Raw genomic sequence first — 16,519 nt, forward strand, 5'->3', positions numbered from 1 at the left:
CTTGCGCATCGGGAGTGTGCCGAGGCCCGCGGTCGGCGAAGTAGACGGCGTGAACAGCGTGACGAGAGGGTCGAGCCAGCCTGTGGGGGAGACACGACACATGACCAACCGCCTGAGAGGGATCGCCGACGCCCTGCGCGAGGACGTCGTCAGCGGATTCCTCCTCATCGCCGGCGCCGTGGTCGCACTGGTCTGGGCCAACTCCCCCTGGGGACACTCCTACGAGGTCATCCGCACCATCAGCTTCGGGCCTGAGAGCCTGCACCTGTACCTCTCGGTCGAGGAATGGGCCGCCGACGGACTGCTGGCCGTGTTCTTCTTCGTCGTCGGCAACGAGCTCAAACAGGAGTTCGTCCACGGCGAGCTGCGCAACCCCCGCCGGGCGATGCTGCCGATCGTCGCCGCACTGTGCGGAATGGTCGTGCCCGCGGCGATCTACGCGGTGATCAACATCGGCCAGGGCGACGCGCTGCGCGGCTGGGGAATCCCCATGGCCACCGACATCGCCTTCGCCGTGGCCATCCTGGCGGTGATCGGCCGGTTCCTGCCGCCCGCGCTGCGGACGTTCCTGCTGACCCTGGCCATCGTCGACGACCTGGGCGCCATCGTCGTCATCGCCGTGTTCTACACCGACCACCTGTCCTTCGCGCCGCTGCTGGGGGCCCTCGCCCTGCTCGCCCTCTTCGGCTACCTGCAGCGCGGCCGCGGGGCCGCCGCCGCGCTCGACCGCTCGCCGCTGCCCAACTGGGTCGTCTACCTGCCGCTCGCCGCCGCCATCTGGGCGCTGATGCACGCCAGCGGCGTGCACGCCACCATCGCCGGGGTCGCCATGGGCCTGCTCATGCGCACCGTCGAACTGCCCGGGGAGACCGGCGACCCCAGCCACCGCGCCGAGCACGCCATCCGGCCGTGGTCCTCCAGCCTCGTGCTGCCGATCTTCGCGCTGATGTCGGCGGGGGTGGCCTTCACCGGGCTGGACGCGATCTTCACCGACACCGCGGCCGTGGGCATCATCGTCGGGCTGGTGGCCGGCAAGCTCATCGGCATCTTCGGCGGCGCCTGGATCACCACCAAGATCACCAGTGCCGAGCTGAACCCGTCGCTTCGCTGGGTCGACATCTGCGGCATGTCGCTGCTGGCCGGGATCGGCTTCACGGTGTCGCTGCTGATCACCGAACTGTCCTTCTCCGACCATCGGCACATGCTGGAGGACGCCAAGGCCGGCGTGCTGATCGCGTCGCTGATCGCCACCGTGCTGGCGGCCGCCGTGCTGGGCGTGCGCAACGCCCAGTACCGCAGGAACGGCTCGCCGGCCAAGCGCCGCACCGGTTCTCCGGGCGGCGGAGCCCGATGACGCCTCCGAGCGGGTCCGGCGCGACACGCCGCGCCGGACCCGCCTAGGCCGACGCGGACTCGGAGCGGTTGGATGAACACGCACACGGGAGGCGGCACACCGCGCCCCGCGGGACCGGGGCCCGTCCGGTGCCGCACGCGGCGGACTCCCCCGTCGGCCCGCCGAGGCCACCGAGGCGGTACAACAGGACGACGATGCATGTGAACACGCCCGGACGCGGCTCGCACCTTCGCAGTCGGCTGTCCCGCAGGCTGCGCCGCCTGCCCCGCCCCCGGATGCCGCACGATCTGCGCAACGTCCTGTGGGCGAGCCCGGCGCGGTTGTTCGTCGTCCTGTTCGTCGTGGTCGACCTGGCCGGCGCCTCCCTGCTGATGCTCCCGGTCGCCCACGCCAAAGGCTCCGGGCTCACCCCGGTCGAGGCGATCTTCACCTCCACGACGGCGCTGGCCGTCTGCGGACTGTCGGTCATCGGGATCGGCTCGGAGCTGACGGTATTCGGCCAGGTGGTCGTCGCCGTCCTGATCCAGGCCGGCGGCATCGGCATCATGACCCTGGCCTCGGTGCTGGGCGTGGTGGTGATCCACCGGTTCGGCCTGCGCCTGCAACTGGGCGTGCAGGCCGAGACCCGCAGCCTGCAGGTGGGCGACGTTCGCGGCATCGTCATGCGGGTGGTGCGCGCCAGCCTGGTGTGCGAGGCGCTGCTCGCGACGATCCTCGTGCCCCGGATGTGGCTCGGCCACGGGATACCGCTCGGCGACGCGCTCTACAGCGGGCTCTTCCACGCGGTCTCGGCCTTCAACAACGCCGGGCTCTCCCTCTACGACGACAGCCTGACCCGCTTCTCCGGCGACGCGCTCGTGCTGCTGCCGGTGGCGCTGGCGACGATCATGGGCGGCCTGGGCTTTCCGGTGCTGCTGGAGCTGCGCCGCCACTTCGCCAGTCCGCGCGCCTGGAGCCTGCACACCAAGCTCACCGTGAGCACCACACTGCTGCTGTTCGCCGCCGGCATCGTCGCGATCACCGCCCTGGAGTGGTCCAACCCCACGACCCTCGGGCCGCTGAGCACCTCCGACAAGCTCGTCGACGGCGCCTTCCACGGCATCATGCCGCGCAGCGGCGGCTTCAACACGCTCGACGTGGGCGCGATGGACCAGTCCACGCTGCTGGTGAGCGTGATGCTGATGTTCGTGGGCAACGGCAGCGCCGGCACCGCGGGCGGGATCAAGGTCGCCACCCTGGCGGTGATCTTCCTGATCGTGTGGTCGGAGATCCGCGGCCACCCCAACGTGCACGTCTTCGGCCGCCGCCTGTCGCCCGGAGTGATCCGCGAAGCGCTGAGCCTGCTGTTCCTGTCGATGACGGTGGTCGTGGCCTCCACCGTCGCGCTGCTCGTGGCGACGCCCTTCCAGCTCGACCAGGTTCTTTTCGAGGTAGTCTCGGCATCCGGGGTCGTAGGGCTGTCGACCGGCATCACCGGCGACCTGCCCGAGGCGGCCCAACTGCTACTCGTGGTGCTCATGCTGGCCGGCCGCATCGGTCCCATCACGTTCGCCTCGGCGCTGGCCCTGCGCGAGCACACGCGGCGCTACGACCTCCCGGAGTCGCGGCCGATCATCGGTTGACCCCGGTCCTTCACCGCGAGGGGCGCAGACGAGGAGACGGAGAAGACAGTGCAGCGCAGCAGGCCACACGACAAGCGCGTCCTGGTGATCGGTCTGGGGCGGTTCGGCAGCTCTCTGGCTCTGGAGCTGGTCGACCACGGCTGGGAGGTCCTGGGCATGGACTCCAACCCCCGGCTGGTGCAGGCGTTCTCGGAGTCGCTCACCCATACCGTCGTCGCCGACGCCACCGACGACGAGGCGCTGCGCCAGGTCGGCGCGCACGAGTTCACGCGCGCCGTCGTGGCAATAGGAACCCACCTGGAGGAGAGCATCCTCGCCTCCTCGCTGCTGGTCGACATGGGCGTGCCGCACATCTGGGCGAAGGCCACCAGCCGCCGCCACGGGCGCATCCTCCAGCAGATCGGCGCCCACCACGTGGTGCTGCCCGAGCACGACATGGGCGAGCGCGTGGCCCACCTGGTCTCGGGGCGGATGCTGGACTACGTGGAGATCGAGGAGGACTTCGCCCTCGGCAAGACCCGCGCGCCACGGGAGATGATCGGCCGCAAGCTCGGCGAGACCAGGGTGCGCACCAAGCACGGCATCACCGTGGTGTGCATCAAGCGCCACGGCGAGCAGTTCACCTACGCCACCGCCGAGACGGTCCCGCAGAAGGGCGACGTGATCGTGGTGGCCGGCAAGACCAACGACGTGGAGAAGTTCGCTGAGATCGCCTAGCCTGCGGACTCCTCCGTAGCACCGCCGATCCTGGACAAAGCCCGCCGAACCTACCCGAATTGACAACCATTTTCATTGTCCTCATGATGAAGCCATGGGACGACGGAGCTATGTCAAGGCGGCCGCGGTGTGCGCGGTCGGGATACTCACGGCCTCCGGCTGCGGCGGCGGCGGGCAGGAAGGCGGTTCGGGCGACCGGCTGAGCGTGGTCACGGGCGTCTACCCGCTGCAGTGGCTGGCCTCCCAGGTCGGCGGCGATCACGTCGACGTGGAGAACCTGGCCGGGCCGGGCACCGACCCGCACGAGCTGGAGCTCGCCCCGCGCCAGATCGGCAGCGTCGGCAACGCTGATGTCGCCTTCTACATCGGCGGCCTGCAGCCGGCCGTCGACGACGCCGTCTCCTCCCAGGGCGGCGACAACGCGCTCGACGTCGCCGACCTGGTCGAGCTGCGGACGCTGGAGGAGAACGCCGGCTCGTCCGGACACGACCACAGCGAGGGCGAGGGCGGCCACGACCACGGACACGAGGAGTCCGGCGGTTCCGCCGACGAGAGCGGCCACGAGGAGGGCCACGACGGGGGCCACGAGGAGTCCGGCGGCGAGGGCGGCCACGACCACGGCGAGTTCGACCCGCACATGTGGCTCGACACGGAGCGCTTCACCGCGGCCGCCGAGGGCCTGGCCGACCGCCTCAGCGAGATCGACCCCGACCACGCCTCGGACTACGCCGCCAACGCGGAGTCGGTCACCGGCACGCTCGGCGACATCGACACCGAGTACTCCGAGGGCCTGGCCGAGTGCGACAGCCGCGACATCGTCGTCAGCCACAGCGCCTTCGGCTATCTGGCCCACCGCTACGACCTGCACCAGATCAGCCCCACCGGTGTGGACTCCCACGCCGAGCCCACCCCCGCGCGCCTGGCCGAGGTCGCCGAGACCGTGCGCGAGCACGACATCGGCACCGTGTTCACCGAGCCCCTGAGCGACTCCAGCGCCGCCGAGACGATCGCGTCGGAGACCGGCGCGAAGACGGCGGTGCTCGACCCCGTCGAAGGCGTCGCCGAGAAGTCGCCGGGCGACGACTACCCCTCCATCATGCGCGCCAACCTGACGACCCTCACGGAGGCGCTCGGCTGCTCTTGACGCGAACCGCACCGCGCCTCCGCCCACAGCGACGCCGACGGCCCGGAGCCCCCGACGCGGGGACTCCGGGCCGTCGGCGTCGGCACGCCCTTGACCACCAGAAAGGTGTCCCGAGGGGCGGACAGGACGATGCACGTGCGCTATCCTGCACAAAGTACGGTGCTAATGCACGTGCATCGGACAGTGCATCGGCCTGTGCACCTATCAGCTCCGCAGAGAATCAGGAGTCTCCATGAGCGCCTACAACGGCATCGCGGCCACCGAGCTCCAGAACGTCACCTGGCAGAAGAGCCGACGCAGCAACTCCCAGGGAGCCTGCGTCGAGATGGCACGACTGACCGACGGTTCCATCGCCGTGCGCAATTCCCGCTTCCCCGACGGCCCCGCGCTGCTCTACACCCAGGCCGAGATCGACGCCCTCATCGGCGGCGCCAAGGACGGCGACTTCGACAACCTCGTCGGCTGACACCCCCCGCAGCCGGCCGCATGCGCGCCCCGACACCGACTCGGCGACCGGCGCAGACCCCACGGAGCCCCGCACCTGCGGCCTGACCGCCGCGAGGAGCGGGGCTCCGCGCGTCGGGAACCCCCGCCGCCCGGACGCGCGCACGCCGGCCGCCGGCCGGTGCGGCCTATTTGGACTCGACCCGTCCGAGCAGGTCGGCGTCGGCGGCCAGCGCGTCGCACGCCTGCTGCCAGGCCGGATCCCCGGAGTCGAGCGCGGTGCGCATGTAGGCCCAGGTGAGCCGCTGGACCGCGGCCAGCCTTACGGGGTCCTCGTCCGTGGTCTCGGCGACGTCGTAGCCGGCGATCCCGCCCAGCCCGTGCTCCGCGCCGAACAGGGTGAGCAGGGACTTGGGGCCCGGCGCGAGCACGTACGGATCGGCGTGCCAGTCCGGCCCCCGGTTGGTCAGGAAGGAGGAGGCGTCCTTGTCGCCGGCGACCACGAGCGCGGGGGCCGCCATCCGGGAGAAGTCCGCGGTCGAGGCGAACGGGATGTTCTCGACCGCCCACTCGGTGAGGGCATCGCCGCCTCTGCCGGGTGCGGCCAGCAGCACGCCCGCCTTGATCCGCGGCTCGGTCAGGTCCGCCTCCCGCCCGTCCTCGGGATCGGTGAGCCGGGCGCCCAGCAGCAGCCCGGCGGTGTGCCCGCCCATCGAGTGCCCGGCCACGGCGACCTTCTCGCGGTCCAGCCGGCCGCGGAGCTGCGGGACGGCGGCCTCGACCGCGTCGAGCCGGTCGAGGATGTGCGTCATGTCCTCGGCACGCGACCGCCAGAAGAAGGGCGCCCCGGGGGTCCGGGGATCCAGGGTCAGCGCCCGGGAGCTGAGATGGGTGGGCTGGACGACGACGAAGCCGTGCGCCGCCCAGAAGTCGGCCAGCGGCGCGTAGCCGTTCAGCGAGGAGAGGTTGTTGGAGTTCCCCTGGCCGTGCGAGAGGAGGACGATCGGCAGCCCGCTCCCGGTCATGGGCGCGGAGACCCGCACCTGCAAGTCCACGGCGCGGCCGGGCACCGGCAGCACCACCGGCCGGACCGAAACGACGGGGGCCGGTGAGCCGGGGGCGGCGGCTGCGGCGGCGGGTTCACTCATGATGGGCGTTTCCCTTCGACGGTCCCGGCTGCCCGGCGCGGCCCGCGGGGGGGGGCAGGCCGTCGCGCCCACCTGGCCGCACCAACAACCGGATCATTGTTCCAATTAACATACGGATCAATGTTCCGCTTTGTCAACGCACGACCGGCCCGAGCCGTCGCGACGGGATCGGCGGAAGAGGCGCCACCGCCTCGCATGGTCGCGAGGGGGCACACAGCGGGAGGGGACACGGCGGGCGGCGGGAACGGGCGGCATGACGGGGCCGTCACGCCGTCGGCCGACCGAAGGCCGGAGACGAACGGCCAAGTGCGGAATACGGGTGGGGCGGACGCCGCCCGGTGGTGCGCTGGGGCATGTCGTGACGGGTCGCTGTGCGCCTGCGCGGCGCCCCGGGACCGCCTCCCCCGGTGCGTTCCCGCCGGCCGGCGGAGGCCCGCATCGGCCACCCTCCTCGGCCGTGCCTGAGCGGCACCGGTCCCCATTGCAGCGCGCCAACGCGCCGGAAGAACGGCGCTTCGCGCTTCGCGGGGCGCACCGAGTGCGCCGCCCACTACGGCCGGACGCCGACCGGCGGTGAGCTAGTCGAGGTCGTCGATCATGCCCTTGAGGATGTCCCTCGTGTAGGTGGGCGGCTGGGCGATCACGCTCAGCTTCTCCATCGCCATGGTGTAGGCGTCGATCTCCGTCCGGCGGTCAAGGCACATCGACCCGGTGAGCTGCTCCAGGTAGATGATGTCGGACAGGCCGAAGTCGGGATAGCGCAGAATCGTGAACGACCCCGCCTCGGCGGCGTGCGCGCCGGCGCTGAAGGGCACGATCTGCACCGTGATGTTGCGGCGGTCGCTCAGTTCGATCAGCCGCTCCAGCTGGCCGCGCATGACATCGGGCCCGCCGACGGGGCGGCGCACCGCGGCCTCGTCGATGATCGCCCACAGCCGGCAGCCGCCGTCCTCGATGTGGCGCTGGCGCCGCATCCGCACCGCCACGCGGTCCTCCAGCAGCGGGTCGGGGATCGAGCGCCCGGCCGAGATGACCGCGCGGGCGTAGTCCTCGGTCTGCAGCATGCCGGGCACGAACTGCGCCTCGTAGACGCGGATCCGGGTGGCGGCCTCCTCCAGGCCCACGTAGACCTGGAACCAGTTGGGCAGCGCGTCGCCGTACTCCTGCCACCAGCCGGGCTTCTTGGACTCGCGCGCCAGGCGGACCATGGTCTGCACCTGGTCCTTGTCGGTGACGCCGTATAACTTCAGCAGGTCCTCGACGTCGCGGACCTTGAAGCCGACCCGCCCCAGTTCCATCCGGCTGATCTTGGACTCCGAACCGCGGATGTAGTGGCCCGCCTCGCCGCGGGTCAGCCCGCGCGCCTCGCGGTACTTGCGCAGTTCGGACCCGAGCAGCATTCGGCGGACTGTGGGACCGCTCCCCCGCTTCAGACGAGCTATGTCCACAGCCGCTGCCTCCCTACTCATCGCTCCCCGCGACCCGACCGGTGTTCAAGGGTCGCCGCGTCGCGCGGAACATCCACGCACGCACCACGATATCGCCGATCCCGGCGACAACTCGATGGGCCGCAACGGGAATCCGCGATGATTGCAGGCGTACGCACGACGGACCGGCCGCCACCGCTCACCGGGGGCGCCGCAGACAAGGACGTCTCAGCCGAACCGCGCCCAGACGTGCTTGCCAGCGGGTAGTACGGGCAGAACACCCCATCCACTGCAGAAGGACGCGACCAGGTGCAAACCGCGCCCGCTCTCGAACTTGAAGTCGGGGTCGCGCCGCTCGGGCATCCGGTCGCTGAGATCCCGCACCGCGCAGACCAGCTCGCCTCCGCGCCGCAGCATACTCAACCGGATGGGGTCGTCGGCGCCCGTTGCGGTGTGGACGCGGCGGCCGTGCCGCAGTGCGTTGGTGACGAGCTCGGAGACGACGAGTTCGACGTCGGCGGCGTGTTCGGGCAGGTGCCACTCCCTGAGGACGCCGGCGCAGATGCCCCTCGCGACGCCCGCCGCGCCCGGCTGCGCGTCCAGGCTCCAGGACAGCGCGTAGGCGCGGGAGGGCTGGGCCGCCGGCGCATGCAGCGACCCGCCCAGCAGGGCGGAGGTCCACCACGCTCTGGGAGAGGGAGCCGAGACCGCCCCCGGACGCTCCCCGTCTCCGAGTCTTCCCATTGATTCGCGGGCTGGCTGTCCGGTCACCGCGATCCCCTCGCAGTCGTGTGTATCGGGTTCCGGGCCGGGGCGCCGGCTCGCGGAACCTCCTTGCGTGCGCACGCGCATGAGCCATATGCACGTGCATTCTCCGCTTGCACGCATCCTAGGACACCGATGGGCCGCACATCAGAGAAAGCGGGGACTTCGGCCCACACTTTTCTCCGGCGTTTCGGCGCCGGTCCGCACACCTGCGAGAACACCGCGGCGCCGGGGAGGACACGGCCGCCGAACGCCGTCCACGGCGTGCCGTGGGAGCCCGGGCGCCGTGGGAGCCCGGGCGCCGTGGGAGCCGCGCGCGGTGTGGGGGTGGAGGCGCCCGGGACGGCGAGCGGGCCCCGCCGCGGCGGGGCGACCGGGGGACGCCGGGCGGGGCGGTGAGGCGTGCGGGCGGGCGGCGGACTCAGGCGGCCAGCAGGGTGCTGTGGACGCGGTCGGGGTAGTCCGTGATGATCCCGTCGACGCCGTCGCGGATCAGCCGGCGGATCGCCTGGTGGTTGTTGGCGGTCCAGCCGAACATCGACAGCCCCTGAGCGTGGGCGTGGCGCACGTAGGGCGCCGAGACGCGCAGGTGGTGCGGGTTGATCAGGCGCGCGTACTGGGCGATCCGGCGCAGCCCGTAGCGGCCGTAGGTCTTGCCCAGCGCCGCGGTGTGCAGGCCGGGGACGTCGCCGGCCATCGCGCGCAGCGTAACCCAGTCGAAGCTCTGCAGGATGAGCCGCCCCTCGGCGCCGGCCTCGCCCCAGTGCGGGTCGGTGCGCAGCTCCTGCGCCAGGCGGTGGGCCATCGAGCGGTCGCGGCGCTGCACCTTCAGCTCGACCAGCGCGCCGAGCCGCTCGTCGCGCAGGACCTCGAGGCACTCCTGCAGGGTGGGTACGCGCTCGCCGGCGAACTCGGGGCCGAACCAGGATCCGGCGTCCAGGCGGCGGATCTCGGCGAGGGTGAAGTCACCGACGTGCCAGCTGCGGCGCCGGGGGAACACCTCGGCCACGTCGGTGGTGCGGCGCAGCGAGGAGTCGTGCAGGACCACGAAGGCGCCGTCTGCGGTCTGGCGCACGTCGATCTCGGCCATGTCGGCGCCGCGCTCGCGGGCCGCCCGCAGGGCCGCCAGGGTGTTCTCGGGCGCGTACGCCGACGCCCCGCGGTGGGCGACGACGATCACACCCGCCACCCCCGCACGCCGGGGTCGGCGATCGGGGCCGGCGCGGAGTCCCGCACGGCCGGACCGGACACCGTACGCCGTGTGCGCACCGGGGTGCCGGCGAGCGACATGGCCACCGCCTCTTTCCACTCGGTCCTGGTGGGGCCTTTCTCCAGCCTCACCTCTCCCGGCCAATAGCGGATGGCCGCGGAGTGATCGCCCGGTGGAGCGCGCCGGGCGGTCGCCCGGGGGCGCGGAGGTGTGCCGGTCACGCGCCGCGGGCGGATTCACAGCGTCACACTACAGCCGCCGACGGCGGAATCCCGACTACCTCGAGTAGTGGCCGGGTGCCCCCACCCCGGAGGTGGTACCAGCACCCCCGTCCGGGGGAGTGCCGGCGCCGCGGAAGGCTCACCGCCGTCCGCTTGCGGGCAGCCCGTAGAAGTCGCGTGCGTTGGCGCCGAACGCCGCCTCGGCGGCCGCGGGCGGCAGCGCCTCGGTGATCAGCTCCAGGTCGGCCGGGTCGAAGGGGCGCGGGGCGCGGGTGCAGGGCAGGTCGGTGCCCGCCATCAGAGCGCCGGGGTTGACCGCGGCGACGGCGCGCAGTGCGGCGGCCACGTCCAGATCGCCGCGCCCGAATCCGGTCGCCTTGACCCGCGCACCCGAGCCCACCAGGGCCAGCAGCGCGGGCAGGCCCTCTGCGGAGAGTCCGAGGTGGTCGACGCTGATGCGCGGCAGCGGCGCGACGCGCGGCGCCAGCGCGCGCAGGTCGCGGGAGTCGACGTAGATCTCGGTGGGCCAGTTGAGCAGCTCGGCGGCGCGCCGGCCCAGCTGCACCAGGGAGTCGAGGTCGTCGACGGCGCCGCGGTACAGGTTCAGCCGCAGCGCGCGCACTCCCGCGGCGTGCAGGTCGCGCAGGTGGGAGTCGGAGGTGTCGGGCGGCAGCTGCGCCACCCCGACGAAGGCCGGCCCCAGTTCCCGCAGCGCCGCCACCAGGTGGTCCTGGCCGGTTCCGGAGAAGGACCCGGCCACGACGGCGCCGCCGGTGAAACCGAGCTCGCGCGTCCGGTCCCGGTAGTCGGCGACGGAGAAGGGCTCGGGCCGGTAGCCGGCGTTTCCGGGCAGCGCGAAGCGGTGGTCGATGATGTGGAGGTGGGCGTCGAACAACGCCATTGCCCTCGATTCGGCCGGGAGCACGGACTTCCGCACAGCGGGATTCGGGCCGGAGCGCACTGTGCGGTCGGCTCGGCCCGGCGACCACGCTAGTGCCTCATGCGCGCCGCGTGGACGGGTGCGCCCGCCCCTGGCCGGGCCGGTCGGCCCCTGCGCAGTTCAACCGGCCGCAACCCGGCATCCGACCTGCACACCACCCCACATACCACCCGGTCGGTATGAGGCCGATAGTATCTGCTCGATGTGTCCCGGACCACCCAACCGGAGGTAGCAATGGCAGAGACCCCACGTGTCGCGATCGTCACCGGAGGCGCCCGCGGTATCGGCGCCGCCACGGCGCGCCGACTGGCCGCCGACGGACGCGCCGTCGCCGTCGTCGACCTCAAGGAGAGCGACGCGCAGGCCGCCGTCGACCTGATCGCGGCCGACGGCGGGAAGGCGGTCGCCGTGGGCGCCGACGTCAGCGACACCGACCAGGTGTCGGCCGCCGTCTCCCAAGTCGCCGAGCGGCTCGGGCCGCCGCAGATCCTGGTGAACAACGCCGGCGTGATCCGGGACAACCTGCTGTTCAAGATGTCCGAGGACGACTGGGACACCGTGATGAACGTGCACCTGCGCGGCAGCTTCCTGATGTCGCGCGCCGCCCAGGAGCACATGACCTCCCAGGGGTGGGGCCGCATCGTCTCGCTGTCGAGCACGTCGGCGCTGGGCAACCGCGGCCAGGCCAACTACTCCACCGCGAAGGCCGGCCTGCAGGGCCTCACCAAGACCCTGGCGATCGAGCTCGGCAAGTTCGGAGTCACCGCCAACGCCGTGGCGCCCGGCTTCATCGAGACCGACATGACCAAGGCGACCGCCGAGCGCGTGGGCATGGACTTCGAGGAGTTCAAGGCGGCGGCCGCCGCCCAGATCCCGGTGCGCCGCGCCGGGCGCCCCGAGGACATCGCCGCCACCGTCTCCTTCCTCGCCGGCGAGGAGGCCGGCTTCGTCTCCGGCCAGGTCGTCTACGTCGCCGGCGGACCACGCGACTGACCCCCGCCCCTCCCCTCTTCCACCGCCACCTGCTTGAAAGGGAGATTCCATGACCACTGCCCCAGCGGGGGCGTCGCTCGACGCCTCCGCACTGCGTCGGCGGGTCGCCGACTTCGCCGCCCGCAACGACCCGCGGACCACCGGCCAGCGCGACTTCCTGGCCGCGCGCTTCGACGCCGGCCTCGCGTGGGTGCACTTTCCCGAGGGCGAGGGCGGGCTGGGCGCTCCGCGCGCCCTGCAGCCCGTCGTCGACCGGGAGTTCGAGCGCCTGGGATTCGCCCCCGAGGGCCGCGAAGCGCTGGTCATCGGCCTGGGGATGGCCGCTCCGACCATCCTCGCGTTCGGCACCCCCGAGCAGCGCGCGCGCTATCTCAAGCCGCTCTACACCGGCGAGGAGATCTGGTGCCAGCTCTTCAGCGAGCCCGGCGCCGGGTCCGACCTGGCGGCGCTGGGCACCCGGGCGGTGCGGGACGGCGACACCTGGACCGTCGACGGCCAGAAGGTGTGGACCTCGCTGGCCCACCGCGCCGACTTCGCCATCCTCGTCGCCCGCACCGACCCCGACGTGCCCAAGCACCAGGGGATCACCTACTTCGTCTGCGATATGGCCGCCGAGGGCGTGGACGTGCGCGCGCTGCGCCAGATCACCGGCGAGGCGGAGTTCAACGAGGTCTACCTGAACAGCGTGCGCATCCCCGACTCCCAGCGGCTCGGCGGCGAGGGCGAGGGCTGGCGCGTCGCCCAGACCACGCTGATGAACGAGCGCGTCTCCATCGGCGGCCACCCGGAGCCGCGCGAGGGCGGGCTCATCGGCGCGGTCGCGCGGATCTGGCGCGAGCGCCCCGAGGTGCGCACGCCCGGCCTGCACGACTCGCTGCTGCGGCTGTGGGTGGAGGCCGAGGCGGCGCGGCTCACCAAGGAGCGGCTGCGCCAGCAGCTGGCCGTCGGCCAGCCCGGCCCGGAGGGTTCGGCGGCCAAGTTCTCCTTCTCCCGGCTCAACCAGGAGATCTCCGGCCTGGAGCTGGAGATGCTCGGCGGCGAGGGGCTGACCTACGACGACTGGACGTTCCGCCGTCCCGAGGGTGTCGAGTTCGCCAAGCGCTCGGCCGGCTTCCACTACCTGCGCAGCAAGGGCAACTCCATCGAGGGCGGCACCTCCGAGATCCTGCGCAACATCATCGCCGAACGGGTCCTGGGCCTTCCGCCCGAGCCCCGCGTGGACAAGGACGTGGCATGGAAGGACCTGCCCAAGTGAGGCCGCACGGCACGGAGACGACGGCGGCGCGCCCCGCGCGCGCGAACCGGGGGGCGCGATGAGCGAGAACCGGCTCGACCTGCTCTACAGCGAGGTCGAAGAGGAGCTGCGGGCGAGCGTCCGCTCGCTGCTGGAGGACAAGAGCCCGCCCGAGGCGGTGCTCGCGCGGGTCGAGGGCGACGGGGTCGTCGACACGGCGCTGTGGAAGGACCTGGCCGGCATCGGCGTCGCCGGCCTGCCCGTGCCCGAGGAGCTGGGCGGCGCCGGAGCGAGCCTGCGCGAGAGCGCGGTGGTCGCCGAGGAGCTGGGGCGCGGCGTGGCGCCGGTGCCCTTCATGGGCAGCGCGGTGCTGGCGACCGCGGTCCTGCTGGAGGCCGGGGACCGGGCGGAGTCGGAGCTGGGAGCGCTGGCCGGCGGCGACGCCACCGCCGCGCTCGCCGCCCCCTTCGCGAGCGTTCCGGCCTCCGCCTTCCCCGAGACGGTGCGCGAGCAGGGCGGCGTGCTGCAGGGCGCGGTGCGCGGCGTCGTCGACGCCACGACCGCCGACACGCTGGTCGTACCGGCCGTGGGCGAGCAGGGGCCGGGGCTCTACGTGGTGCCGGCCGACCGGGCGCGGGTCGAGACGGTGGTCACCTTGGACCTGACCCGCCCGCTGGCGGACGTGGCTCTGGAGGGTGTTGAGGGCCGGCGCGTGGCCGCGGGATCCGACGCCGAGCGGGCGCTGCGCCGCGCGCTGGTGACCGGTGCGGCTCTGCTGTCGGCGGAGCAGTTGGGCGTCGCCCAGTGGGCACTGGACGCCACGGTCGACTACACCAAAACCCGCACCCAGTTCGGCCGCCCGATCGGCTCGTTCCAGGCGATCAAGCACCGCCTCGCCGACCTGTGGGTGGAGATCTCCCAGGCGCGCGCGGTGGTGCGCAGCGCGGCCAGCGCGGCTGCTGCCGTGCGCGAGCCCGGCGCCGGGGCCGCGGAGGCGGCCGAGGCCGAGGTCGGCGCCTCGCTCGCGCAGGCGTTCGTCTCCGGTGTGGCGGTCAAGGCCGCGGAGGAGGCGCTGCAGTTGCACGGCGGCATCGGCTTCACCTGGGAGCACCCGCTGCACCTGTACCTCAAGCGGGCCAAGAGCGACGCGATCGCGCTGGGCACGGCCGACCGGCACCGGCTCGCACTGTCGGGCCTGGTCGACCTGCCGGCGCCGACCGGCTGAGTCGGGCCCGAGGGCGCCCGTCAGCGGGTGCCGTCCGGCGGTGCGCCGGAGGCACCCGCTGCGCCCTGTCGAGGGCCCACGGGCCACAGAGGCGCCGCGGGGAGCGCCTCACGCGGCGGCCGCGGCCTTGGCGATCCGCTCGGCCGCAGCGTCGACGTCGGCGTCGGAGAGGTCCAGGTGGACGACCAGGCGGATGCGGTCCTCCCCCATCGGCACGCAGCCGACGCCTTCGCGCGCGAACAGGTCCGCGAGCTCCTGCGCGCGGCCGGCGGGGGTGTCGACCAGGATCATGTTGGTGCGCGCCCGTGCGCCCAGCGGCGGGGTCAGGGAGATCCGCTCGGCCAGGCGCCGCGCGCGCTCGTGGTCCTCGGCGAGCCGGTCCACGTGGTTGCGCAATCCGTAGAGCGCTCCCGCGGCGACGATCCCCGCCTGGCGCATGCCGCCGCCCAGCAGCTTGCGCGCCCGCCGACCCGCGGCGATCGCCGCGGCGTCGCCGACCAGAGCGGAGCCCACCGGGGCGCCGAGCCCTTTGGAGAAGCACACCGACACCGTGTCGGCGCCCCGGGCCAGGCGCGCCGGGGTCTCCCCCAGCTCCACGGCGGCGTTCCACAGCCGCGCGCCGTCCAGGTGCACCAGCATGCCGCGGTCGTGGGCGAAGGCGGCGATGCGCTCCTGCTCGGCGGGCGGGACGACCAGGCCGGAGAAGGTGTTCTCCAGGCAGATCAGCCGCGGCCGGGCGCGGTGCACGTCGTCGACGCCCCGCGCCCACCGCTCCAGCAGGGCGGCGTCGGGGTAGCCGGACTCGGAGTCGTGCAGCCGGGGCAGCACCCGCGCCAGCACCGAGGTGCCGCCCTGCTCGTTGGCGACCACGTGCGCGAGGCGGTGGGACCAGACCTCCTCGCCCGAGCGGGTCTGCACATAGACCGCGATCTGATTGGACATGTGCCCGGAGGGCACGTACAACGCGGCCTCCTTGCCCAGCACGGCTGCGGTCTCCTCTTCCAGCGCCCGGACCGTCGGGTCCTCGCCGAACACGTCGTCGCCGACGTCGGCCTCGGCCATGGCCCGCCGCATCGCGGGCGTGGGCTTCGTGACCGTATCCGAGCGAAGATCGATCATTCCGGGTGCTCCGTTCCGCCCGACAACCACTGCTGAAACCGGCTCCCCACTCTAGCCGCGCGGCCGTCGAGTGCTCCGACCGCGGCGGGCGCCCGGCGTCTCACGCCAGTGCCTCGGCCATCTCCACGACCACCAGCGCGGCGGCGCCCTCCACGCTCTGCACGCCGGTGCCGTAGTCGGGCTGGCCGTCGGAGAGCACCGCGACCAGGTACTCGCGTTCACCGCGCACGATGCCGCCGGTGCTGTGCACGGTCCACGACCCGCCGTCGCCGCGCACGGGCGCCCAGCCGTTCTTGAGCCGGGCGGAGCCGGCGGGGTCCGCCGCCGCACTGATCCCCCAGGCCTGCTCCGGCGCCACCGAGCCCATAAGCGAAAGGACGTGGTCGCGGCTGCGCTCGCTCAGCGGGCTAGCCGGGGTGAAGACCGAGCGCAGCAGCCGGAGCCGGTCCTCGGCCGTCGTCGTGCCCAGCCCCCAGGCCCCGCCTTGGTGGGACCGGGTGTCGCGCAGTCCCAGGCGCCGGGTGGCGTACTCGAACCCGGGGGTGAAGCCGTTGTGCTGGTAGGCGGTGTCAGCGGCCTCGTTGTCGCTGTAGCGGATCATCCGCTCGGCGAGCGCCTTCTCGCGGTCGGTGAGGAAGCGGCCGCGCTCCTCGGCGCGCAGCAGCATGTGCACGACCAGGTCCAGCTTGACGGCGCTGGCGGTGCTGAACCCGGTGTCGGCGGCGTAGCCGAAGGCCGCGCCGGTGCGCGTCTCCTGCACCGCCAGCGCCAGCCGGCCCGGGCGGCCGGAGAGGTGGTCGTCCAGCAGGCCGGCGATGCGGTCGCGCTCCCGCGGGGTCAGCGCGGCGGCGGTCTCGATCGGGGCGCCGGACCCGGCGGGAGAGGGGCGCACCGCGGCGCCGCCGACCCGCGGAGGCTCCACCGGCGCCGTGGCGACGGCGACCGCGGCGGCGGCC

Annotated in this window: 15 protein-coding genes; 8 read left to right on the plus strand and 7 right to left on the minus strand. The window is 72.9% G+C overall.

Annotated elements, in window-relative coordinates:
• Positions 1-100: 100 nt before the first annotated feature.
• The 5 genes from nhaA (at position 101) to ABEA15_RS06745 (ending at position 5,303) form a co-directional block, all read left to right on the plus strand.
• Positions 101-1,354: a Na+/H+ antiporter NhaA gene (gene nhaA / locus ABEA15_RS06725; RefSeq protein ID WP_345555885.1), complete on the plus strand. Its 1,254-nt coding sequence runs from the start codon at positions 101-103 to the stop codon at positions 1,352-1,354.
• Between the two features lie 275 nt (positions 1,355-1,629).
• On the plus strand, positions 1,630-2,976 hold the full coding sequence (locus ABEA15_RS06730) for a TrkH family potassium uptake protein (RefSeq protein WP_345555903.1): 1,347 nt from the start codon (positions 1,630-1,632) through the stop codon (positions 2,974-2,976).
• A 48-nt stretch (positions 2,977-3,024) separates the two neighbouring features.
• On the plus strand, positions 3,025-3,693 hold the full coding sequence (locus ABEA15_RS06735; RefSeq protein WP_344143345.1) for a potassium channel family protein: 669 nt from the start codon (positions 3,025-3,027) through the stop codon (positions 3,691-3,693).
• A 94-nt stretch (positions 3,694-3,787) separates the two neighbouring features.
• A complete protein-coding gene (locus ABEA15_RS06740; protein ID WP_345555886.1) occupies positions 3,788-4,837 on the plus strand; it encodes a metal ABC transporter substrate-binding protein in 1,050 nt (349 codons plus the stop codon).
• Positions 4,838-5,069: 232 nt separating this feature from the next.
• The gene (locus ABEA15_RS06745; protein WP_344143347.1) at positions 5,070-5,303 is read left to right on the plus strand and encodes a DUF397 domain-containing protein; all 234 of its coding nucleotides are present in this window, start codon (positions 5,070-5,072) and stop codon (positions 5,301-5,303) included.
• A 166-nt stretch (positions 5,304-5,469) separates the two neighbouring features.
• Here ABEA15_RS06745 and ABEA15_RS06750 read toward each other — a convergent pair whose 3' ends face one another.
• The 5 genes from ABEA15_RS06750 to ABEA15_RS06770 form a co-directional block, all read right to left on the minus strand.
• Complete coding sequence (locus ABEA15_RS06750) at positions 5,470-6,429, minus strand: alpha/beta hydrolase family protein (protein ID WP_345555887.1); 960 nt, start codon at positions 6,427-6,429, stop codon at positions 5,470-5,472.
• A 578-nt stretch (positions 6,430-7,007) separates the two neighbouring features.
• The gene (locus ABEA15_RS06755; protein WP_344143350.1) at positions 7,008-7,829 is read right to left on the minus strand and encodes a helix-turn-helix domain-containing protein; all 822 of its coding nucleotides are present in this window, start codon (positions 7,827-7,829) and stop codon (positions 7,008-7,010) included.
• Positions 7,830-8,084: 255 nt separating this feature from the next.
• Positions 8,085-8,600 carry an ATP-binding protein gene (locus ABEA15_RS06760; protein ID WP_345555888.1) on the minus strand — a complete coding sequence of 172 codons (516 nt, stop codon included), beginning with the start codon at positions 8,598-8,600 and terminating at the stop codon, positions 8,085-8,087.
• Between the two features lie 442 nt (positions 8,601-9,042).
• Complete coding sequence (locus tag ABEA15_RS06765; protein WP_344143352.1) at positions 9,043-9,801, minus strand: glycerophosphodiester phosphodiesterase; 759 nt, start codon at positions 9,799-9,801, stop codon at positions 9,043-9,045.
• Positions 9,802-10,191: 390 nt separating this feature from the next.
• The gene (locus tag ABEA15_RS06770) at positions 10,192-10,953 is read right to left on the minus strand and encodes an amidohydrolase family protein (protein ID WP_344143354.1); all 762 of its coding nucleotides are present in this window, start codon (positions 10,951-10,953) and stop codon (positions 10,192-10,194) included.
• 273 nt (positions 10,954-11,226) lie between these two features.
• Between ABEA15_RS06770 and fabG the strand changes: the two genes are divergently transcribed.
• From fabG to ABEA15_RS06785, 3 genes are read left to right on the plus strand one after another with little or no spacing between them, the layout of a single operon-like run.
• Entirely contained in the window at positions 11,227-11,985 is a 759-nt protein-coding gene (gene fabG, locus ABEA15_RS06775; protein WP_345555889.1) for a 3-oxoacyl-ACP reductase FabG, read from the plus strand.
• A gap of 49 nt (positions 11,986-12,034) precedes the next feature.
• Positions 12,035-13,240: an acyl-CoA dehydrogenase family protein gene (locus ABEA15_RS06780; protein ID WP_344143356.1), complete on the plus strand. Its 1,206-nt coding sequence runs from the start codon at positions 12,035-12,037 to the stop codon at positions 13,238-13,240.
• A gap of 58 nt (positions 13,241-13,298) precedes the next feature.
• Complete coding sequence (locus ABEA15_RS06785; RefSeq protein ID WP_345555890.1) at positions 13,299-14,444, plus strand: acyl-CoA dehydrogenase family protein; 1,146 nt, start codon at positions 13,299-13,301, stop codon at positions 14,442-14,444.
• A 108-nt stretch (positions 14,445-14,552) separates the two neighbouring features.
• Here the strand turns inward: ABEA15_RS06785 and ABEA15_RS06790 are convergent, their stop codons facing one another.
• Positions 14,553-15,563 carry a threonine aldolase family protein gene (locus tag ABEA15_RS06790; protein WP_345555891.1) on the minus strand — a complete coding sequence of 337 codons (1,011 nt, stop codon included), beginning with the start codon at positions 15,561-15,563 and terminating at the stop codon, positions 14,553-14,555.
• 100 nt (positions 15,564-15,663) lie between these two features.
• The coding region (locus ABEA15_RS06795; RefSeq protein WP_345555892.1) for a serine hydrolase at positions 15,664-16,519 on the minus strand (856 nt) is incomplete at its 5' end.

It is taken from the genome of Streptomonospora halophila (assembly GCF_039542725.1).
In the GTDB taxonomy this organism is placed as follows: Bacteria; Actinomycetota; Actinomycetes; order Streptosporangiales; family Streptosporangiaceae; genus Streptomonospora; species Streptomonospora halophila.